Consider the following 20,209-nt stretch of genomic DNA (forward strand, 5'->3'; position numbering starts at 1 on the left):
CCTTTAGGTTTGGGAATTAAACCTTTTTCTCCATGTTTTTCATAGAGGGCAACCCATGTCCTGACCTGGGTTCGGGGGACACCAAAACGTGCCGAGATGATCCTGTAACCATCATCAGTTGTGAAGTAGTGATTCACGACTTCAAGGCGCTTTTCAAAAGGGTATTTTGGCTTTGACATATTAGGGGCTATTCCATTTCATCGTCCAACAAAATGGGTGCAGTACATACTCGTTGGAAATCAACACAGGAGGCTGGGAATGCCGCAGAAATATAGATTACTTTCTTTAATAGTGATTTGTTTCACGCTTTTATTTTTCACCTGGATGATAAGAGATTCACTGTGTGAATTGCATATTAAACAGGAGAGTTATGAGCTGGCGGCGTTTTTAGCCTGCAAATTGAAAGAGTAAGAGTCTTCGGCGGGAAATTATTCCCGCCTTACTTACGGCGTTGCGCATTCTCATTGCACCCAAATTTATTCTTCACAAAAATAATAATAGATTTTATTACGCGATCGATTATTTATTTCCTGAAAACAAATAAAAAAATCCCCGCCAAATGGCAGGGATCTTAGATTCTGTGCTTTTAAGCAGAGATTACAGGCTGGTTACGTTACCAGCTGCCGGGCCTTTAGCGCCGCTTTCGATGGTGAAGGACACTTTCTGACCTTCGTCCAGAGATTTGTAACCATCGTTCTGGATAGCAGAGAAGTGTACGAACACATCTTTAGAGCCATCGTCAGGAGTGATGAAGCCGAAGCCTTTGTCAGCGTTGAACCATTTTACGATACCAGTCATTTTACCGGACATAGTGTATTACCTTTAATAATTAAGTGTGCCTTTCGGCGATATGGCGTGCTTTACAGATTTTGAAGCGTTAAAGGAATGTGCACTACGAGGGGTATCAACGATAACTCTTGAAGGGACTTGCCTTACTACACTGCTTTAATGGTCTGTACGTCAAACCGTTGATGTGCATTAAGCCACGCATTGGCGGGTGATGCAACAATTATTTTTCATATTTATGATTAATCGGTTGGAAAACGGTCCTGTCATCAGGACCGTAAACAGCAATAAAGTGGATAAAAGTCTATTCCATCAACTGCTTACTTAATGCCGGGTTGGCTTGAATCAAACGCATCAATTTTAGTTCGGCACTTGAAGGCTTCACGCGTCTGGATTCCCATTCCTTTACCATGGCGACTGATACGCCCAAAACCCGGGCGAAATCATCGATTTTTAATCCTGTCCCTTTTCGTAACTGCTCAATTTCGGTACAGGACGTTGTTCTGTGCGTCAGGGTAATTTTCTGCGTTTCATCTTTAAAAACAATCTGTTCCAGGCTGCTCAACAGCTCATGCATTGGATCTTTATATTCCATTGAAAACTCCTCAAATCACACTGCGGGATCGTGAATTGCATCGAAGCTCATTAAGAATAGTCGGGAAAAGCAGACACAGCGGGGTGAAGTCAGGGCATGCTCTGGCTATGATTCGATTCAGCCTGTCATTTAGCGTGACTTATAGCCACCTAACGATCTGATAAATGCCGATATATCTCTTACCACTCCTGTTTTGTAAAGATTTCGAAAATCTAACCTTCTGCGAAGGCGTAAATCTCTGGCTACAAAAAAGGCAACGGCACTATCATTTTTTAACAATGAAACAACAAATTAACCTTGTTTCATTTTCTCCATGATTTTACCAGGAAGATTACGTAGAAAGGGTATCCTGCAAGCCTGTCCTGGACTATCCTTGTCACGTCAGACACGCGTGTGTCGTTGTGCGCTTTTTTTGGGTGAAAGGAGTAAGAAAATGGCGACAGGAAAGTCCTGCTCTCGCTGGTTTGCGCCTCTTGCGGCGTTATTAATGGTAGTTAGCCTGAGTGGGTGTTTTGATAAAGAAGGCGATCAGCGTAAAGCGTTTATCGACTTCCTGCAGAATACAGTGATGCGTAGCGGTGAACGTCTACCAACCCTGACTGCCGATCAGAAAAAACAGTTTGGTCCTTTTGTCTCTGATTACGCGATTCTGTATGGTTATTCTCAGCAGGTGAATCAGGCGATGGATTCCGGTCTGCGCCCGGTTGTAGACAGCGTTAACGCAATTCGCGTACCGCAGGATTACGTTACGCAAAGCGGTCCGCTGCGTGAAATGAATGGTTCGCTGGGTGTGCTGGCGCAACAACTGCAAAATGCGAAGTTGCAGGCCGATGCTGCGCACTCTGCGCTAAAACAGAGTGATGACCTGAAACCGGTCTTTGATCAGGCATTCACCAAAGTGGTAACGACGCCAGCTGATGCATTGCAACCGTTGATTCCGGCGGCACAAACTTTCACGCAACAACTGGTGATGGTTGGAGACTACATTGCCCAACAAGGTACTCAGGTGAGCTTTGTCGCAAATGGCATCCAGTTCCCGACTTCACAGCAGGCAAGTGAATATAACAAACTGATTGCGCCATTACCGGCACAACATCAGGCGTTTAATCAGGCCTGGACTACAGCAGTTACTGCAACCCAATAAAGAGTAAAAGCCCGAGCGATTATCGGGCTTTACTCCACGCAGTCGCGGCTTAGTCCGCGACGTGCGGATTCACACAGTTCTTCTCAACCTTTCCTTGTAACGCATCAATCAAATTATCCACGGCACAGGCGGCCATGCCATAACGCGTCTCATGGGTGGCAGATCCAATATGCGGTACTGCGACGACGTTGGCCATTGAGAGCAACGGCGAATCTACGGACAGTGGCTCTTGTTCGAAGACATCCAGCCCGGCAGCGTGAATTTCGCCTTTCTGCAATGCTGCGATCAGTGCATTTTCGTCAACCACCGGGCCACGTCCGGCATTAATGAAAATGGCGGAGGATTTCATTTTGGCGAATTGTTCTGCGCCAAACAGATGATGCGTCTCATCAGTTAACGGCAGGATCAGGCAAACGAAATCTGACTCTTGTAACAGAGTATCCAAATCGCAGTAGCGGGCGTTGAAGCGTTCTTCTGCTTCTTTATGGTGGCGGCGCGCGTTATAGAGGATGGGCATGTTGAAGCCAAAGTGCGCACGTTGTGCCAGCGCCATGCCGATCCGTCCCATCCCGACAATGCCCAGTGTTTTATGGTGAACGTCAGTGCCGTACCAGTCCGGGCCTATGCTCGCGGTCCATTCGCCTGCTTTTACCCGTTCTGCTACCTCCACAACCCGACGAGCGGTAGACAACACCAGCGCCATCAGCGTATCGGCGACGGTTTCTGTTAATACGGTTGGCGTGTGCATCAGCAGAATTTTTCGGGCGGTAAGCGCATCGACATCAAAATTGTCATAGCCGACGGAGATCGTTGATGTGGCACGCAGTTTCGGCATTTTTTCCAGCAATGCGGCATTTACATTCTCGTTTGAACCCAGTAAACCTTCAGCTTCGGCAAAAATTGCTGCATTTTGTTCGACGGTTTGTGGGCTGAGGTTTGCCACCTGGTGAACGGTGAAATGCTCTTGCAGGCGTTGCAGTAAATCATCAGGTAAGGCTTTGTAGAGGATAACGGACGGCTTCATGCTTCTCTCCATTCACTGATAAGGCGATCACCTTAGCCTGAAATATGATGAAGGAAAACTGAAGAATGCCAGGTGATTTCTGCATCACCTGGCATGAAAGGGATTACAGCGGGCTTAAGGTAATTTCTACACGGCGGTTTTGCGCCTTACCTTCTGCGGTGCTGTTGCTGGCGATTGGGTTAGCCGGGCCAAGGCCCTGAGTACGGATGCGGCTGGCGTCCACGCCCTGGGTGATCAACGCGCTGGCAACGGAATCCGCACGTTGCTGGGAGAGACGCATGTTCAGGTCGTGACCACCCGTGCTGTCGGTATAACCAATCACGTTAACCGCCGTTTTCGGATACTCTTTCAGTACCATTGCCACGCCGGTCAGGGTGTTAGCGCCCGCCGGTTTCAGGGTCGCGCTGCTGCTGTCGAAGGTCACATTGTTCGGCATATTGAGGATAATGTTATCCCCGCTGCGGGTTACGCTAACACCAGTGCCGCGCATTTTGTCGCGCAGCTTCGCTTCCTGCACATCCATGTAATAACCAACGCCGCCGCCCAGAGCTGCGCCTGCTGCTGCGCCAATCAGCGCGCCTTTACCGCGATCTTTCTTCGAAGAAGAGAGCGCACCAATACCCGCGCCCACGAGAGAGCCCAGACCTGCGCCGATAGCAGATTTACCTGCTTCGCGTTCGCCGGTGTAAGGGTTAGTTGTGCAGCCAGATACCGCCAGAGCGCCACTCACTACGGCGGCAATAAGATAAACACGTTTCTTCATTGTTAATCCTTAATAACCTTTTTATTCTTTGCCACGGGTTCCGTGGCGGGAGATTATGCCGCGTGAACATGAAGATTATTCCTGGGAATACTCGGAAATTTGTAAGTAATATTTAACTGCTCAATACATCTAACCTTTCAGGAGTCTTCGGTTTGGCCAACTCATCCTCACGATATTCCGTTCTGACTGCCGCCCATTGGGGGCCCATGCTGGTTGAAACCGACGGCGAAACCGTGTTTAGCTCGCGTGGCGCGTTAGCCACAGGAATGGAAAACTCCTTGCAGAGCGCGGTTCGCGACCAGGTTCACAGCAATACGCGGGTACGATTTCCAATGGTGCGAAAAGGCTTTCTTGCGTCACCGGAAAACCCGCAAGGCATTCGTGGGCAGGATGAATTTGTTCGCGTGAGTTGGGATGAGGCGCTGGATCTTATTCACCAACAACATAAACGCATTCGTGAGGCTTATGGTCCGGCATCGATTTTTGCTGGTTCCTACGGCTGGCGTTCAAACGGCGTGCTGCATAAGGCCTCGACATTATTACAACGCTATATGGCGCTGGCAGGCGGTTATACCGGGCATCTGGGGGATTATTCGACCGGCGCGGCACAGGCGATCATGCCGTATGTCGTGGGTGGTAGTGAAGTTTATCAACAGCAGACCAGTTGGCCGCTGGTGCTGGAACATAGCGATGTCGTGGTGCTGTGGAGTGCTAACCCACTCAATACGCTGAAAATTGCGTGGAATGCATCCGATGAGCAGGGGCTTTCTTACTTTTCTGCACTGCGTGACAGCGGGAAAAAGCTGATCTGCATTGATCCAATGCGATCGGAAACCGTCGATTTCTTTGGCGATAAAATGGAGTGGGTGGCACCGCACATGGGCACCGATGTTGCGCTGATGCTGGGGATCGCCCATACGCTGGTGGAAAATGGTTGGCACGACGAAGCGTTTCTGGCGCGTTGCACCACAGGTTATGCCGTCTTCGCCTCTTATTTGCTGGGCGAGAGTGACGGAATAGCGAAAACCGCCGAATGGGCAGCAGAGATTTGTGGTGTTGGCGCAGCGAAAATCCGCGAGCTGGCGGCTATTTTCCACCAAAATACCACCATGCTGATGGCAGGCTGGGGAATGCAGCGCCAACAGTTTGGTGAGCAAAAACACTGGATGATCGTCACGCTGGCAGCAATGTTGGGGCAAATCGGCACACCCGGCGGCGGTATTGGTCTTTCTTACCATTTTGCCAATGGTGGTAACCCCACGCGGCGTTCTGCGGTGCTCTCTTCCATGCAGGGCAGCTTGCCGGGTGGCTGCGATGCGGTGGATAAAATCCCTGTTGCCCGCATTGTTGAAGCACTGGAAAACCCTGGTGGCGCATATCAACACAACGGTATGAACCGACATTTCCCGGATATTCGTTTTATCTGGTGGGCGGGCGGTGCCAACTTTACTCATCATCAGGATACCAATCGCCTGATCCGTGCCTGGCAAAAACCGGAGCTGGTGGTGATCTCTGAATGCTTCTGGACGGCGGCGGCAAAACACGCGGATATCGTTCTGCCTGCGACTACCTCTTTTGAGCGTAATGATCTCACCATGACCGGTGATTACAGTAATCAGCATCTGGTGCCGATGAAGCAAGTGGTGCCGCCACGCTATGAAGCGCGTAATGATTTTGATGTTTTTGCCGAGTTAAGTGAACGCTGGGAGAAGGGCGGTTATGCACGTTTTACGGAAGGAAAAAGTGAGCTGCAATGGCTGGAAACGTTTTATAACGTTGCCCGACAGCGCGGGGCAAGCCAGCAGGTTGAATTGCCGCCATTTGCTGAGTTCTGGCAAGCCAACCAGTTAATTGAGATGCCGGAAAACCCGGACAGCGAGCGGTTTATTCGCTTCGCTGATTTTTGCCGCGATCCGCTGGCGCATCCGTTAAAAACCGCCAGCGGCAAGATTGAAATCTTCTCACAGCGTATTGCCGATTACGGTTACCCGGATTGCCCTGGGCATCCAATGTGGCTGGAGCCGGACGAATGGCAGGGCAATGCCGAACCAGAACAGTTGCAGGTACTTTCTGCCCATCCGGCGCACCGCCTGCACAGCCAGCTGAATTACAGTTCTCTGCGCGAATTGTACGCGGTGGCAAATCGTGAGCCTGTCACCATTCATCCTGACGATGCCCAGGAGCGCGGCATACAAGATGGCGATACTGTTCGGTTGTGGAACGCACGCGGGCAAATTCTTGCCGGAGCGGTCATTAGCGAGGGAATTAAACCTGGCGTGATTTGCATTCACGAAGGGGCATGGCCGGATCTGGATTTAACCGCTGACGGTATTTGTAAAAACGGCGCAGTGAACGTGCTGACCAAAGATCTCCCCAGCTCGCGGCTGGGGAATGGCTGTGCGGGTAATACGGCGCTGGCATGGCTGGAAAAATACAACGGTCCGGAACTGACACTTACAGCGTTTGAACCACCGGCCAGCTCATAATCCATGTGGGTAGTTGGGTTTCATCCTGCCATGCGCAATCGACAATGTGAAAACCCTGTGCCTGGTAAAAATTTATCGCCGGTTGATTTTTTTGATAAACCTCCAGCATCAGGTGGGGATGGCGCTGCTGCACATACTGCATCAGCGCCTTACCAATACCGCGCCTGACGGCCTTCGGTGCGACAAACATCGCTGCCAGAAATCGGCCTTCCATAATGCTGACAAAACCTAGAAGCTTACCGTCTTCTTCCCAGACCCAGTTTTGCGCGTTGGCAAGATAGGCATCCCGCACCAGCGGAATGCAGTCACGCCAGTAATTCGCTTTTATAAAGGGATGCCCCCAGGTTGTACTTTCCAGCCACAGTTCGAGGATCGCGGGGAGTTCTGAACGTTGCGCTTCCCGAATCATGGTTTATTTCCCGGATAGCAACAGCAGCCAACCACATGATCATTCACCAGCCCACATGCCTGCATAAAGGAGTAACAGATTGTGGTGCCGACAAACTTAAAACCACGTTTTTTCAGTGCCTTAGATAGGGCGTCGGAGGCGGACGTAGATGTGGGAATTTCGCTCAACGTTGTGGCTTGTGTCACCTGTGGCTGATGATTTACAAACGACCAGACAAAGTCGACAAACGGTTCGCCGTTCTGTTCCATTTGCAGGTACGCCCGCGCATTACCAATAATTGCCTGAATTTTCCCTCGATGGCGGATAATCCCGGCGTCCTGTACCAGTCTTTCGACATCCTCTTCCTGCATTGCTGCGACCTTCACCGGATCGAACTGATGAAAGCAGGCGCGATAGTTTTCGCGTTTTTTGAGGACGGTGATCCACGATAATCCAGCCTGCTGCCCTTCAAGGCAGATCATTTCGAACAGTTTTTTACTGTCAGTTTCAGGCACGCCCCACTCATTATCATGGTAGGCAATATAAAGCGGGTCCTGACTCACCCAGCCGCAACGTTCCATACTTTCCCTCGCTATGTACCCGATCGTAAAAATTTCAGCCGCTTTTCTTGACGCATCGGTGAAAAAGTCAATATTTAATACAGGGCTACTATGCCCGATATCCTTCATACAATGACAATAATATTGCCGAATTCGGCTCTTCCCTGGAGTCGTGTTAATGATCATAAAAAAAAGCGGTGGTCGCTGGCAGCTAAGCCTGCTGGCGAGCGTGGTAATCAGTGCCTTTTTTCTCAACACAGCTTACGCCTGGCAACAAGAATATATCGTTGATACGCAACCCGGACTTTCCACAGAGCGTTACACCTGGGATAGTGATCATCAACCTGATTACAACGATATTTTGTCGCAACGTATTCAAAGTAGCCAAAGGGCGCTGGGACTGGAAGTCAATCTGGCGGAAGAAACCCCTGTGGATGTGACCAGCAGTATGAGTATGGGCTGGAATTTTCCTTTATATGAACAGGTTACAACCGGCCCGGTCGCGGCATTACATTACGATGGCACAACCACCTCGATGTATAACGAGTTTGGCGACAGTACTACCACGCTGACCGATCCGTTATGGCATGCCAGCGTGAGTACCTTAGGCTGGCGTGTTGACTCCCGGCTTGGCGATCTCCGACCCTGGGCGCAAATCAGCTATAACCAGCAATTTGGCGAGAATATCTGGAAGGCGCAATCAGGCCTGAGCCGGATGACGGCGACAAACCAGAACGGCAACTGGCTGGATGTCACCGTAGGCGCTGATATGTTGCTCAATCAAAATATTGCCGCCTATGCCGCGCTAACTCAGGCAGAAAATACCACTAATAATAGCGACTATCTGTATACGATGGGGGTTAGCGCCAGATTTTAACGTAACAGTCACAATTGAAACCATTAAATAACAATAGTTGTGGCGATAGTGGGTGCTAACTTACCAAATAATAAATTTGGTGAATAATTGTCGCGTCATTCATTCCTGAACTAAGGCATTTCATTCCGTTCTGATGGCATTTCATGCCGTTTTTCCCCAGGCATAAAGTGCACTTCGTTATGGTTGTCGGCAGAGATTTTTCCTTTTTATTACTGCAGGAATACTGCCATGACACCTTCAAATTATCAGCGTACCCGCTGGCTGACACTCATCGGTACTATCATTACCCAGTTTGCGCTGGGGTCGGTTTATACCTGGAGCCTGTTTAATGGCGCGCTTTCCGCCAAGCTGGATGCGCCGGTAAGCCAGGTCGCTTTCTCTTTCGGCTTGTTAAGTCTGGGGCTGGCAATTTCGTCTTCTGTTGCGGGCAAATTACAGGAACGTTTTGGCGTTAAACGCGTCACCATGGCTTCCGGCATTTTGCTGGGATTAGGCTTCTTCCTGACAGCGCATTCTGACAACCTGATGATGCTGTGGTTAAGCGCCGGTGTGCTGGTGGGACTGGCAGATGGCGCGGGTTATCTGCTGACGCTCTCTAACTGTGTGAAGTGGTTCCCGGAGCGTAAAGGTCTGATCTCCGCGTTCGCTATCGGTTCTTATGGTCTGGGTAGCCTGGGTTTCAAATTTATCGACACGCAGCTGCTGGAAACGGTCGGTCTGGAAAAAACCTTTGTGATTTGGGGAGCGATTGCGCTGTTGATGATTGTTTTCGGCGCAACGTTAATGAAAGACGCACCAAAACAGGAAGTGAAAACCAGCAATGGTGTGGTGGAGAAAGATTACACGCTGGCAGAGTCGATGCGTAAACCGCAGTACTGGATGTTAGCGGTAATGTTCCTGACCGCCTGCATGAGCGGCCTGTACGTGATTGGGGTAGCGAAAGATATCGCCCAAAGTCTGGCACACCTTGATGTGGTTTCCGCAGCCAATGCAGTCACTGTTATTTCCATCGCCAACCTTTCAGGTCGTCTGGTGCTGGGTATTCTGTCTGACAAAATCGCCCGTATCCGTGTTATTACCATTGGTCAGGTGATATCGCTGGTGGGTATGGCGGCCCTGCTGTTTGCACCATTGAATGCAGTGACGTTCTTTGCAGCGATTGCCTGCGTGGCATTTAACTTTGGCGGCACTATTACCGTCTTTCCGTCACTGGTCAGTGAGTTCTTTGGCCTCAATAACCTGGCGAAAAACTACGGTGTGATTTATCTCGGTTTCGGTATCGGTAGCATTTGTGGTTCGATTATCGCCTCACTGTTTGGCGGCTTCTATGTGACCTTCTACGTGATTTTCGCCCTGCTGATTCTGTCATTGGCGCTTTCTACGACGATTCGTCAGCCAGAGCAGAAAATGTTGCGTGAGGCGCATGGCTCCCTTTAATGCTCAGCCGCGAGCTACTGGGCTTCAGCTTCCGTGTGCATCAAACGCATCAACGAAATGTATAAACAATGACTCGTAAAATTTGGGCCAATTAACTGGCCCTTTTTACTGCTTTTTGTAACGCTAAAGTCTCTTTTCAAACTTGCATTTTTGTAAATTTGTGCTTCATGCACACTCTTTCCCCACACTTTTTCCCTTTGCTGTGGTCTACTTATTCGCGCGTGTAGATTTTACTTATCTGACTACCTCCGCACTTTTTCCCTGCCGGGCCTGAAAAGCCACTAAGCAGGGTGTTATCACCTGTTTGTCCAGGGTTTGTTTGCATGAGATACATCAAATCGATTACACAGCAGAAGCTGAGCTTTTTGCTTGCAATCTATATTGGCCTTTTTATGAATGGCGCGGTTTTTTACCGCCGCTTCGGCAGCTATGCGCACGATTTTACCGTCTGGAAAGGCATTTCTGCTGTTGTTGAACTGGCCGCCACCGTACTGGTGACCTTCTTTTTACTACGTCTTCTTTCGCTGTTTGGCCGCCGCAGCTGGCGTATTCTGGCATCGCTGGTGGTGCTCTTTTCCGCAGGTGCCAGCTATTACATGACCTTCCTTAATGTGGTCATTGGTTATGGCATCATCGCTTCCGTCATGACCACCGATATCGACCTGTCAAAAGAAGTTGTTGGTCTGAACTTTATTCTCTGGTTAATCGCCGTTAGTGCATTGCCTCTTATCCTTATCTGGAATAACCGCTGTCGCTACACCTTGCTCCGACAACTGCGAACCCCAGGGCAGCGTATTCGCAGCCTGGCGGTCGTCGTACTGGCGGGTATTATGGTTTGGGCACCGATTCGTTTGCTGGATATCCAGCAGAAGAAAGTGGAGAGGGCGACCGGCGTTGATTTGCCGAGTTATGGCGGTGTCGTAGCGAACTCTTATCTGCCATCAAACTGGCTTTCTGCGTTGGGGCTGTATGCCTGGGCGCGGGTCGATGAATCTTCCGATAATAATTCATTGCTTAATCCGGCGAAGAAATTCACTTATCAGGCACCGCAAAACGTTGATGACACTTATGTCGTGTTTATCATCGGTGAAACCACGCGTTGGGACCATATGGGTATTTTCGGCTATGAGCGTAATACCACGCCGAAACTGGCCCAGGAGAAAAATCTGGCGGCGTTCCGTGGTTACTCCTGTGATACCGCAACCAAACTCTCACTGCGTTGCATGTTTGTACGTCAGGGGGGCGCGGAAGATAATCCGCAGCGCACATTAAAAGAACAGAACATTTTCGCGGTTCTGAAGCAGTTAGGATTCAGTTCTGACCTCTACGCTATGCAGAGCGAAATGTGGTTCTACAGCAACACGATGGCGGACAACATTGCTTATCGTGAGCAGATTGGTGCGGAGCCACGTAATCGTGGCAAGCCGGTAGATGATATGTTGCTGGTAGACGAAATGCAGCAATCGCTAGGGCGCAACCCGGATGGTAAGCATCTGATCATTCTGCATACCAAAGGTTCGCATTTTAACTACACCCAGCGTTATCCGCGTAGCTTCGCGCAGTGGAAGCCGGAATGTATTGGTGTTGATAGCGGCTGTACCAAAGCGCAGATGATCAACTCCTATGACAACTCGGTGACCTATGTGGATCACTTTATCTCCAGCGTGATTGATCAGGTTCGCGATAAGAAAGCGATTGTGTTCTACGCAGCTGACCACGGTGAGTCAATTAATGAACGCGAGCACCTGCACGGCACGCCGCGTGAACTGGCACCGCCGGAGCAGTTCCGCGTACCGATGATGGTCTGGATGTCAGATAAATATCTGGAAAATCCGGCCAATGCGCAGGCGTTTGCGCAGCTGAAAAAAGAAGCCGACATGAAAGTGCCACGCCGTCACGTAGAGCTGTACGATACCATCATGGGTTGTCTTGGCTATACTTCACCGGATGGTGGAATTAACGAAAACAACAACTGGTGTCACATCCCGCAGGCAAAAGAGGCAGCGGCTAACTAAGCGGCCTGCTGACTTTCTCGCCGATCAAAAGGCATTTTGCTATTAAGGGATTGACGAGGGCGTATCTGCGCAGTAAGATGCGCCCCGCATTCGGTGATTGGCGCAGCCTGGTAGCGCACTTCGTTCGGGACGAAGGGGTCGGAGGTTCGAATCCTCTATCACCGACCAAATTCGAAAAGCCTGCTCAACGAGCAGGCTTTTTTGCATCTGCAGCTCATGAGGATGAGAACCTCCGGGGGCAGGGAGGTTCGACTCGACGTAGGCCTGATAAGACGCGTCAGCGTCGCATCAGGCAAATGTGCCGGCCATTGTCGGATGCGGCGCGACCGCCTTATTCGACCTACACGACACACATTTCCCTGCCAAATTTGCGCCCCATATCTCACTATCCATTAACGGATTTGTGACAGAAACCATTGTCTTTTTTTATATTTGCTTAAATCTTTTTTTGCGTTACTTATGGCTGGCCCTGGCATTTTCCGCTGTGCGTTTTAGCGTTCATGGTATTAATCGCTCAGATATCCACCTTTTCCTCAGATTTTTTTCATTAAATGCATAAAACTTAATCACCAAATGTTGCTAAATATTAAGCTGATTGTTCTGGTCATGTTGGAGTAGCACAAATTTCTCTGCTGCAAATAGCTGTTTGAAGTTTTTTTAATCTTTGTTTGTGGATTCTCACCGTTGGTGTAAATCCCGGTTGGCTGTATTGACGTTTTCACATTCTGTTGACAGATTGTAGGTCACGAGGGGCATTTTATGGAGGATCCGCACTGTTACACTGATGTTAATTAGTACGGCATCCCCACCTCATAACGTTGACCCGACCGGGCAAAAAACAAAAAAGGTCAGGCAGCGACAACCCACTGCAAAGGGTTAAAACAACAAACATCACAATTGGAGCAGAATAATGCGTATTTCCTTGAAAAAGTCAGGGATGCTGAAGCTTGGTCTCAGCCTGGTGGCTATGACCGTCGCAGCAAGTGTTCAGGCTAAAACTCTGGTTTATTGCTCAGAAGGATCTCCGGAAGGGTTTAACCCGCAGCTGTTTACCTCCGGCACCACCTATGACGCCTCTTCCGTCCCGCTTTATAACCGTCTGGTTGAATTTAAAATCGGCACCACCGAAGTGATCCCGGGCCTCGCTGAAAAGTGGGAAGTCAGCGAAGACGGTAAAACCTATACCTTCCATCTGCGTAAAGGTGTGAAGTGGCACGACAATAAAGAATTCAAACCGACGCGTGAACTGAATGCCGATGATGTGGTGTTCTCGTTCGATCGTCAGAAAAACGCGCAAAACCCGTACCATAAAGTTTCTGGCGGCAGCTACGAATACTTCGAAGGCATGGGCTTGCCAGAGCTGATCAGTGAAGTGAAAAAGGTGGACGACAACACCGTTCAGTTTGTGCTGACTCGCCCGGAAGCGCCGTTCCTCGCTGACCTGGCAATGGACTTCGCCTCTATTCTGTCAAAAGAATATGCTGATGCGATGATGAAAGCCGGTACACCGGAAAAACTGGACCTCAACCCAATCGGAACCGGTCCGTTCCAGTTACAGCAGTATCAAAAAGATTCCCGTATCCGCTACAAAGCGTTTGATGGCTACTGGGGCACCAAACCGCAGATCGATACGCTGGTTTTCTCTATTACCCCTGACGCTTCCGTGCGTTACGCGAAATTGCAGAAGAATGAATGCCAGGTGATGCCGTACCCGAACCCGGCAGATATCGCTCGCATGAAGCAGGATAAATCCATCAATCTGATGGAAATGCCGGGGCTGAACGTCGGTTATCTCTCGTATAACGTGCAGAAAAAACCACTCGATGACGTGAAAGTTCGCCAGGCTCTGACCTACGCGGTGAACAAAGACGCGATCATCAAAGCGGTTTATCAGGGCGCGGGCGTATCAGCGAAAAACCTGATCCCGCCAACCATGTGGGGCTATAACGACGACGTTCAGGACTACACCTACGATCCTGAAAAAGCGAAAGCCTTGCTGAAAGAAGCGGGTCTGGAAAAAGGTTTCTCCATCGACCTGTGGGCAATGCCGGTACAACGTCCGTATAACCCGAACGCTCGCCGCATGGCGGAGATGATTCAGGCAGACTGGGCGAAAGTCGGCGTGCAGGCCAAAATTGTCACCTACGAATGGGGTGAGTACCTCAAGCGTGCGAAAGATGGCGAGCACCAGACGGTAATGATGGGCTGGACTGGCGATAACGGGGATCCGGATAACTTCTTCGCCACCCTGTTCAGCTGCGCCGCCTCTGAACAAGGCTCCAACTACTCAAAATGGTGCTACAAACCGTTTGAAGATCTGATTCAACCGGCGCGTGCTACCGACGACCACAATAAACGCGTTGAACTGTACAAACAAGCGCAGGTGGTGATGCACGATCAGGCTCCGGCACTGATCATCGCTCACTCCACCGTGTTTGAACCGGTACGTAAAGAAGTTAAAGGCTATGTGGTTGATCCATTAGGCAAACATCACTTCGAAAACGTCTCTATCGAATAATTAAAAGCCATACAAGACTGATGGCAAAGGCAAAAATGCCTGATGCGCTCCGCTTATCAGGCCTACGAAAATTCTGCAATGTATTGAATTTGCACGATTTTGTAGGCCGGATAAGGCGTTAACGCCGCATCCGGCATAAACAAAGCGCACTTTGTCAACAATCTGTATACCCGGTGGCGCTGTGCCTCTGCGTGCAGCGCCATCCGGCAGCAATACTTCATTCCCTGTCCGATAAGGGCGGGAATTGATTTGTGAGCAATACAGACACGCAGTTCCAGGCTGCGGGTCACTATAGAGAATCCGGGTTATGTTGCAGTTTATTCTCCGACGTTTGGGACTCGTCATCCCCACGTTTATCGGTATTACCCTTCTCACATTTGCCTTTGTCCACATGATCCCGGGCGATCCGGTGATGATCATGGCGGGCGAACGTGGGATCTCCCCAGAGCGTCACGCGCAGCTGCTGGCTGAACTCGGCTTAGATAAACCGATGTGGCAGCAGTATCTCCATTACATTTGGGGCGTTATGCATGGCGATCTAGGCATTTCAATGAAAAGCCGCATCCCGGTTTGGGAAGAGTTCGTGCCGCGCTTCCAGGCCACGCTGGAACTTGGCGTCTGCGCGATGATTTTTGCTACGGCAGTCGGTATTCCGGTCGGCGTGCTGGCTGCGGTTAAACGCGGTTCCATTTTCGATCACACAGCGGTTGGCCTGGCGCTGACAGGTTATTCAATGCCTATCTTCTGGTGGGGCATGATGCTGATCATGCTGGTTTCGGTGCACTGGAACCTGACGCCCGTCTCCGGTCGCGTGAGCGATATGGTGTTCCTCGATGACTCCAATCCGTTAACCGGTTTTATGCTAATCGACACCGCCATCTGGGGTGAAGACGGCAACTTTATCGATGCCGTCGCCCATATGATCTTGCCTGCCATTGTGCTGGGTACTATTCCGCTGGCGGTCATTGTGCGTATGACACGCTCCTCGATGCTGGAAGTGCTGGGCGAGGATTACATCCGCACCGCGCGCGCCAAAGGGCTAACCCGCATGCGGGTGATTATCGTCCATGCGCTGCGTAACGCGATGCTGCCGGTGGTGACCGTTATCGGCCTGCAGGTGGGAACATTGCTGGCGGGGGCGATTCTGACCGAAACCATCTTCTCGTGGCCCGGTCTGGGACGCTGGTTGATTGACGCACTGCAACGCCGCGACTATCCGGTAGTGCAGGGCGGCGTATTGCTGGTGGCGACGATGATTATCCTCGTCAACTTGCTGGTCGATCTGCTGTACGGCGTGGTGAACCCGCGTATTCGTCATAAGAAGTAAGGGGACATCATGTCACAGGTTACTGAAAATAAAGTGATTAGCGCACCGGTGCCGATGACCCCGTTACAGGAGTTCTGGCACTATTTTAAACGCAACAAAGGCGCGGTCGTCGGGCTGGTTTACGTCGTCATCGTGCTGTTCATCGCGATCTTTGCCAACTGGATTGCACCCTATAACCCGGCGGAACAGTTCCGCGATGCACTGCTCGCCCCGCCAGCCTGGCAGGAAGGCGGCAGCATGGCGCACTTGCTGGGCACCGATGACGTAGGCCGTGATGTGCTGTCGCGCCTGATGTACGGTGCGCGCCTGTCGCTGCTGGTTGGCTGTCTGGTAGTTGTGTTATCGCTGATTATGGGCGTTATTCTCGGCCTGATCGCCGGTTACTTTGGCGGCCTGGTCGATAACATCATTATGCGCGTGGTCGATATCATGCTGGCGCTGCCAAGTCTGCTGCTGGCGCTGGTGCTGGTGGCAATTTTCGGCCCGTCGATTGGTAACGCCGCGCTGGCACTGACCTTCGTTGCCTTGCCGCACTATGTGCGCTTAACCCGCGCCGCCGTGCTGGTGGAAGTTAACCGCGATTACGTCACCGCGTCTCGCGTGGCGGGTGCCGGGGCGATGCGTCAGATGTTTATTAACATCTTCCCGAACTGCCTTGCGCCGCTGATTGTTCAGGCGTCGCTCGGTTTCTCTAACGCCATTCTCGATATGGCTGCTCTTGGTTTCCTCGGCATGGGGGCACAGCCGCCAACGCCTGAGTGGGGCACCATGCTCTCCGACGTGTTGCAGTTCGCGCAAAGCGCCTGGTGGGTCGTGACCTTCCCGGGTCTGGCGATCCTGCTGACGGTGCTGGCATTTAACCTGATGGGTGACGGTCTGCGTGACGCGCTCGATCCCAAACTGAAGCAGTAAGAGGTTCGAGATGGCGTTATTAAATGTAGATAAATTATCGGTGCATTTCGGCGACGAAAGCGCGCCGTTCCGCGCCGTAGACCGCATCAGCTACAGCGTAAAACAGGGCGAAGTGGTCGGGATTGTGGGTGAGTCCGGCTCCGGTAAGTCGGTCAGTTCACTGGCGATTATGGGGCTGATTGATTATCCGGGCCGCGTAATGGCAGAAAAACTGGAGTTTAACGGCCAGGATTTGCAGCGTATCTCAGAAAAAGAGCGCCGCAACCTGGTGGGTGCCGAAGTGGCGATGATCTTCCAGGACCCGATGACCAGCCTTAACCCGTGCTACACCGTGGGTTTCCAGATTATGGAAGCGATTAAGGTGCATCAGGGCGGCAACAAAAGTACCCGCCGTCAGCGAGCGATTGACCTGCTGAATCAGGTCGGTATTCCCGATCCGGCATCGCGTCTGGATGTTTACCCGCATCAGCTTTCCGGCGGCATGAGCCAGCGCGTGATGATCGCCATGGCGATTGCCTGTCGGCCAAAACTGCTGATTGCCGATGAACCGACCACCGCGCTGGACGTGACCATTCAGGCGCAAATCATCGAACTACTGCTGGAGCTACAGCAGAAAGAGAACATGGCGCTGGTGTTAATTACCCATGACCTGGCGCTGGTGGCGGAAGCGGCACATAAAATCATCGTGATGTATGCAGGCCAGGTGGTGGAAACCGGTGATGCGCACGCCATCTTCCATGCGCCGCGTCACCCGTATACTCAGGCATTGCTGCGTGCGCTGCCAGAATTTGCTCAGGACAAAGAACGTCTGGCGTCGTTGCCAGGTGTCGTTCCCGGCAAGTACGACCGCCCGAACGGCTGCCTGCTTAACCCGCGCTGCCCCTATGCCACTGACAGATGTCGCGCTGAAGAACCGGCGCTGAATATGCTCGCTGACGGGCGTCAGTCCAAATGCCATTACCCACTTGATGATGCCGGGAGGCCGACACTATGAGTACGCAAGAGGCCACCCTGCAACAACCGCTGTTGCAGGCTATCGACCTGAAAAAACATTATCCGGTGAAGAAAGGCATGTTCGCGCCGGAACGTCTGGTTAAAGCGCTGGATGGCGTTTCGTTTAACCTTGAACGTGGCAAAACGCTGGCAGTAGTGGGCGAATCTGGCTGCGGTAAATCGACCCTCGGTCGGTTGCTGACGATGATTGAAATGCCCACCGGTGGCGAGCTGTATTACCAGGGGCAGGATCTGCTTAAGCACGATCCGCAGGCGCAGAAGCTGCGTCGGCAGAAAATCCAGATCGTCTTCCAGAACCCTTACGGTTCGCTGAATCCGCGTAAAAAAGTCGGGCAAATTCTTGAAGAGCCGCTGCTGATCAACACCAGCTTAAGCAAAGAACAGCGTCGGGAAAAAGCCCTGTCGATGATGGCGAAAGTCGGCCTGAAAACCGAGCACTATGACCGCTATCCGCATATGTTCTCCGGCGGTCAGCGTCAGCGTATCGCCATCGCCCGTGGTCTGATGCTCGACCCGGATGTGGTGATTGCCGATGAACCGGTTTCCGCGCTGGATGTTTCAGTGCGCGCGCAGGTGCTGAATCTGATGATGGATTTGCAGCAGGAGTTGGGGCTGTCTTATGTCTTTATCTCCCACGACCTGTCGGTGGTGGAGCACATTGCTGATGAAGTGATGGTGATGTACCTGGGCCGCTGCGTGGAGAAGGGAACGAAAGACCAAATCTTCAATAACCCGCGCCATCCGTACACTCAGGCGCTACTTTCCGCGACGCCGCGCCTGAACCCGGACGATCGCCGCGAGCGCATCAAGCTCAGCGGTGAACTACCAAGCCCACTGAATCCACCGCCGGGTTGCGCCTTCAACGCCCGCTGTCGTCGGCGCTTCGGCCCCTGCACCCAGTTGCAGCCGCAGCTAAAAGACTACGGCGGTCAACTGGTAGCTTGTTTTGCGGTTGATCAGGATGAAAATCCGCAGCGTTAACTCACAAAACCGGGGCCATGCGCTCCGGTTTACTCAATCAGCTTCAACAGTGGCGACAAGCATAGCAAAATGCCGTACAGCAGAATCAGCCAGGCTTTAAATCCGCGAAGTTTTTCCAGTTGTGCGACTTTATAGATCAGGAAAAACGGAATGAGGCACGACACAATACCATATAACGGGCTTCCCAACTGAAAGAACACCAGCACCGATACACGAAACGAAACCCAAATCGTCAACGTAATGACGATAAAAGCGCAGATCGCCAGAGTCAGCACGCGTGAGTTAATTTTCTTGGTATCAATAATTCGGCTTAACAGATTGAGAATAATGCCTTTAATGGCCTCGTGGAAACCGAGATAAATGCCAAAGAATGCGGTCAGTACGGCAAAGATATTAAGCACCGTAGAGGTGATATGAATGATATGCCCAGGGATCACCTGCGCGGCCAGCGCCAGTGCTGAGATATTTTGTTCAAAGGCAGAAACGGCTTCTTCGTGGCTAATTGAGAAGGTAAACGAAAAGGCAAAAAACAGGATCACCGCGATGAGCGTGATATAACTAATTCGGTGGGTACGCAGCGCGAGCCGGGTTGCCAGTACTTTATCCGCTTCCCGTTTACGATAGGCAATATTCATTGGGTTAAGTACCTGAATAAATACTGCAGAAAAGAAGCAAAATGGAATGGTAAGCAAGACATCGCGGAAAAAGACGGAGGCTTGCGGGAAGGCGGTTATATTGGCGAAATTCCAGTGCGGGATCATCGCAAAACCGAACACGACAATAATCCCTACTTTGACCACCACCATTGGCCCGGAAATCTTAAACAGTAATCGTTCACCACCAGACGCAATCGCCACCAGTACGGCGAAAATAGCGACTTTATAAAGTAGAGATTGTGAAAGATCGGCATCGGTTAAACCGAAGGTTTTCAGGTACGAGGCGCTGTCGAAAACCACGGAGAGAGAGTAGATAAAAATCCCGTGGATAATCATCAAAAAGTAGATAACCCCGAGGAAAATTCCCCAGTTCTTCCCCAGGTAATGACTGATAATATCGGTGTAGTCATTACAGGAATCGCTTTCAGAAAGGGTTTTTAAATAAATGTCCTGCACTACCCAGGTGGCAGGATAAGCAATGATCGCTGCGGTAATAAATACCCAAATTCCCTTCAAGCCAATTTGTACTGGCATCAGCACGGTTCCGGCACCAATCGCCATGCCTATGCATAATAAAACCCAGCCGAAGTCGTAGCGTGTAAACGGCAATTTCTGATTGTGTTTCGATAGTGTGTTGTGCTGCATAAAGTCCTGTCCAGAAAGAAGTCGGCCTCGCAAAAATGAATAAACCCAGTTTCTCTTGCGCAACAGGTGGAGAAGTCGAAT

The 20,209-nt window shown here is 51.0% G+C and carries 20 protein-coding genes and 1 tRNA gene; 12 read left to right on the forward strand and 9 right to left on the reverse strand.

Annotated features, from left to right (window positions below; genetic code table 11):
- Nucleotides 1-179 (reverse strand): helix-turn-helix domain-containing protein (locus K0778_RS16120; RefSeq protein ID WP_024202724.1); only part of this gene is annotated, 179 nt, incomplete at its 3' end.
- A gap of 79 nt (nucleotides 180-258) precedes the next feature.
- Here K0778_RS16120 and hokA point away from each other — a divergent pair.
- Complete coding sequence (gene hokA, locus K0778_RS16125; RefSeq protein WP_001135732.1) at nucleotides 259-411, forward strand: type I toxin-antitoxin system toxin HokA; 153 nt, start codon at nucleotides 259-261, stop codon at nucleotides 409-411.
- On the opposite strand, the gene ysaE is transcribed toward hokA, so the two are convergent.
- From ysaE to K0778_RS16140, 3 genes are all read right to left on the reverse strand, one after another.
- On the reverse strand, nucleotides 388-459 hold the full coding sequence (gene ysaE, locus K0778_RS16130; protein ID WP_211180513.1) for a protein YsaE: 72 nt from the start codon (nucleotides 457-459) through the stop codon (nucleotides 388-390). The genes hokA and ysaE overlap by 24 nt on opposite strands.
- A 138-nt stretch (nucleotides 460-597) precedes the next feature.
- The gene (gene cspA / locus K0778_RS16135) at nucleotides 598-810 is read right to left on the reverse strand and encodes an RNA chaperone/antiterminator CspA (protein ID WP_000014594.1); all 213 of its coding nucleotides are present in this window, start codon (nucleotides 808-810) and stop codon (nucleotides 598-600) included.
- Nucleotides 811-1,090: 280 nt separating this feature from the next.
- Nucleotides 1,091-1,381: an HTH-type transcriptional regulator gene (locus K0778_RS16140; RefSeq protein WP_000455798.1), complete on the reverse strand. Its 291-nt coding sequence runs from the start codon at nucleotides 1,379-1,381 to the stop codon at nucleotides 1,091-1,093.
- A gap of 433 nt (nucleotides 1,382-1,814) precedes the next feature.
- On the opposite strand from K0778_RS16140, the gene K0778_RS16145 reads away from it, so the two are divergent.
- On the forward strand, nucleotides 1,815-2,525 hold the full coding sequence (locus K0778_RS16145; protein WP_000190516.1) for a DUF3053 domain-containing protein: 711 nt from the start codon (nucleotides 1,815-1,817) through the stop codon (nucleotides 2,523-2,525).
- Nucleotides 2,526-2,574: 49 nt separating this feature from the next.
- Here K0778_RS16145 and ghrB read toward each other — a convergent pair whose 3' ends face one another.
- Both ghrB and K0778_RS16155 read right to left on the reverse strand, forming a co-directional pair.
- Entirely contained in the window at nucleotides 2,575-3,549 is a 975-nt protein-coding gene (ghrB, locus tag K0778_RS16150; RefSeq protein ID WP_000805038.1) for a glyoxylate/hydroxypyruvate reductase GhrB, read from the reverse strand.
- A 103-nt stretch (nucleotides 3,550-3,652) separates the two neighbouring features.
- Complete coding sequence (locus K0778_RS16155) at nucleotides 3,653-4,312, reverse strand: OmpA family lipoprotein (protein WP_000747625.1); 660 nt, start codon at nucleotides 4,310-4,312, stop codon at nucleotides 3,653-3,655.
- Nucleotides 4,313-4,464: 152 nt separating this feature from the next.
- Here K0778_RS16155 and bisC point away from each other — a divergent pair, with 152 nt between their 5' ends.
- The gene (gene bisC, locus K0778_RS16160; RefSeq protein ID WP_153449103.1) at nucleotides 4,465-6,798 is read left to right on the forward strand and encodes a biotin sulfoxide reductase; all 2,334 of its coding nucleotides are present in this window, start codon (nucleotides 4,465-4,467) and stop codon (nucleotides 6,796-6,798) included.
- Here the strand turns inward: bisC and K0778_RS16165 are convergent.
- Both K0778_RS16165 and tag read right to left on the reverse strand, forming a co-directional pair.
- Nucleotides 6,767-7,207: an N-acetyltransferase gene (locus K0778_RS16165; RefSeq protein WP_000617473.1), complete on the reverse strand. Its 441-nt coding sequence runs from the start codon at nucleotides 7,205-7,207 to the stop codon at nucleotides 6,767-6,769. The genes bisC and K0778_RS16165 overlap by 32 nt on opposite strands.
- The gene (tag, locus tag K0778_RS16170) at nucleotides 7,204-7,767 is read right to left on the reverse strand and encodes a DNA-3-methyladenine glycosylase I (protein WP_000438957.1); all 564 of its coding nucleotides are present in this window, start codon (nucleotides 7,765-7,767) and stop codon (nucleotides 7,204-7,206) included. Before tag ends, K0778_RS16165 begins: the two co-directional genes overlap by 4 nt.
- A 157-nt stretch (nucleotides 7,768-7,924) precedes the next feature.
- On the opposite strand from tag, the gene K0778_RS16175 reads away from it, so the two are divergent.
- The 9 genes from K0778_RS16175 (at nucleotide 7,925) to dppF (ending at nucleotide 18,827) form a co-directional block, all read left to right on the forward strand.
- Nucleotides 7,925-8,623: an autotransporter outer membrane beta-barrel domain-containing protein gene (locus tag K0778_RS16175; RefSeq protein WP_001299523.1), complete on the forward strand. Its 699-nt coding sequence runs from the start codon at nucleotides 7,925-7,927 to the stop codon at nucleotides 8,621-8,623.
- 228 nt (nucleotides 8,624-8,851) lie between these two features.
- Nucleotides 8,852-10,060, forward strand: a complete 1,209-nt coding sequence (locus K0778_RS16180) for an MFS transporter (protein ID WP_000189019.1) — start codon at nucleotides 8,852-8,854, stop codon at nucleotides 10,058-10,060.
- Nucleotides 10,061-10,383: 323 nt separating this feature from the next.
- Nucleotides 10,384-12,075, forward strand: coding sequence for a kdo(2)-lipid A phosphoethanolamine 7''-transferase (gene eptB / locus K0778_RS16185; protein ID WP_001269197.1), 1,692 nt, complete (start codon nucleotides 10,384-10,386; stop codon nucleotides 12,073-12,075).
- 91 nt (nucleotides 12,076-12,166) lie between these two features.
- Nucleotides 12,167-12,243 (forward strand) — tRNA-Pro (locus tag K0778_RS16190).
- A 742-nt stretch (nucleotides 12,244-12,985) separates the two neighbouring features.
- Entirely contained in the window at nucleotides 12,986-14,593 is a 1,608-nt protein-coding gene (gene dppA, locus K0778_RS16195) for a dipeptide ABC transporter substrate-binding protein DppA (RefSeq protein ID WP_001222883.1), read from the forward strand.
- A gap of 307 nt (nucleotides 14,594-14,900) precedes the next feature.
- Nucleotides 14,901-15,920 (forward strand): dipeptide ABC transporter permease DppB, encoded by a 1,020-nt coding sequence (dppB, locus tag K0778_RS16200; RefSeq protein WP_000938855.1) that lies wholly within the window; start codon nucleotides 14,901-14,903, stop codon nucleotides 15,918-15,920.
- Between the two features lie 9 nt (nucleotides 15,921-15,929).
- Nucleotides 15,930-16,832 carry a dipeptide ABC transporter permease DppC gene (dppC, locus tag K0778_RS16205; protein WP_000084677.1) on the forward strand — a complete coding sequence of 301 codons (903 nt, stop codon included), beginning with the start codon at nucleotides 15,930-15,932 and terminating at the stop codon, nucleotides 16,830-16,832.
- A gap of 10 nt (nucleotides 16,833-16,842) precedes the next feature.
- Nucleotides 16,843-17,826 (forward strand): dipeptide ABC transporter ATP-binding protein, encoded by a 984-nt coding sequence (dppD, locus tag K0778_RS16210; RefSeq protein ID WP_001196486.1) that lies wholly within the window; start codon nucleotides 16,843-16,845, stop codon nucleotides 17,824-17,826.
- Nucleotides 17,823-18,827, forward strand: coding sequence for a dipeptide ABC transporter ATP-binding subunit DppF (dppF, locus tag K0778_RS16215; RefSeq protein WP_000107012.1), 1,005 nt, complete (start codon nucleotides 17,823-17,825; stop codon nucleotides 18,825-18,827). Before dppD ends, dppF begins: the two co-directional genes overlap by 4 nt.
- A gap of 29 nt (nucleotides 18,828-18,856) precedes the next feature.
- On the opposite strand, the gene K0778_RS16220 is transcribed toward dppF, so the two are convergent.
- On the reverse strand, nucleotides 18,857-20,128 hold the full coding sequence (locus tag K0778_RS16220; RefSeq protein WP_001295225.1) for an aromatic amino acid transport family protein: 1,272 nt from the start codon (nucleotides 20,126-20,128) through the stop codon (nucleotides 18,857-18,859).
- Nucleotides 20,129-20,209: the final 81 nt, after the last annotated feature.

The organism is Escherichia sp. XD33, from assembly GCF_019375075.1.
Classification (GTDB): domain Bacteria; phylum Pseudomonadota; class Gammaproteobacteria; order Enterobacterales; family Enterobacteriaceae; genus Enterobacter; species Enterobacter flexneri_A.

Excerpts from the sequence above, each read along its gene's own strand:
- hokA (WP_001135732.1), top strand. The coding sequence starts at position 259 with ATGCCGCAGAAATATAGATTACTTTCTTTAATAGTGATTTGTTTCACG.
- cspA (WP_000014594.1), bottom strand. The coding sequence starts at position 810 with ATGTCCGGTAAAATGACTGGTATCGTAAAATGGTTCAACGCTGACAAA.
- K0778_RS16140 (WP_000455798.1), bottom strand. The coding sequence starts at position 1,381 with ATGGAATATAAAGATCCAATGCATGAGCTGTTGAGCAGCCTGGAACAG.
- K0778_RS16145 (WP_000190516.1), top strand. The coding sequence starts at position 1,815 with ATGGCGACAGGAAAGTCCTGCTCTCGCTGGTTTGCGCCTCTTGCGGCG.
- ghrB (WP_000805038.1), bottom strand. The coding sequence starts at position 3,549 with ATGAAGCCGTCCGTTATCCTCTACAAAGCCTTACCTGATGATTTACTG.
- K0778_RS16155 (WP_000747625.1), bottom strand. The coding sequence starts at position 4,312 with ATGAAGAAACGTGTTTATCTTATTGCCGCCGTAGTGAGTGGCGCTCTG.
- K0778_RS16165 (WP_000617473.1), bottom strand. The coding sequence starts at position 7,207 with ATGATTCGGGAAGCGCAACGTTCAGAACTCCCCGCGATCCTCGAACTG.
- tag (WP_000438957.1), bottom strand. The coding sequence starts at position 7,767 with ATGGAACGTTGCGGCTGGGTGAGTCAGGACCCGCTTTATATTGCCTAC.
- K0778_RS16175 (WP_001299523.1), top strand. The coding sequence starts at position 7,925 with ATGATCATAAAAAAAAGCGGTGGTCGCTGGCAGCTAAGCCTGCTGGCG.
- K0778_RS16180 (WP_000189019.1), top strand. The coding sequence starts at position 8,852 with ATGACACCTTCAAATTATCAGCGTACCCGCTGGCTGACACTCATCGGT.
- eptB (WP_001269197.1), top strand. The coding sequence starts at position 10,384 with ATGAGATACATCAAATCGATTACACAGCAGAAGCTGAGCTTTTTGCTT.
- dppA (WP_001222883.1), top strand. The coding sequence starts at position 12,986 with ATGCGTATTTCCTTGAAAAAGTCAGGGATGCTGAAGCTTGGTCTCAGC.
- dppB (WP_000938855.1), top strand. The coding sequence starts at position 14,901 with ATGTTGCAGTTTATTCTCCGACGTTTGGGACTCGTCATCCCCACGTTT.
- dppC (WP_000084677.1), top strand. The coding sequence starts at position 15,930 with ATGTCACAGGTTACTGAAAATAAAGTGATTAGCGCACCGGTGCCGATG.
- dppD (WP_001196486.1), top strand. The coding sequence starts at position 16,843 with ATGGCGTTATTAAATGTAGATAAATTATCGGTGCATTTCGGCGACGAA.
- dppF (WP_000107012.1), top strand. The coding sequence starts at position 17,823 with ATGAGTACGCAAGAGGCCACCCTGCAACAACCGCTGTTGCAGGCTATC.
- K0778_RS16220 (WP_001295225.1), bottom strand. The coding sequence starts at position 20,128 with ATGCAGCACAACACACTATCGAAACACAATCAGAAATTGCCGTTTACA.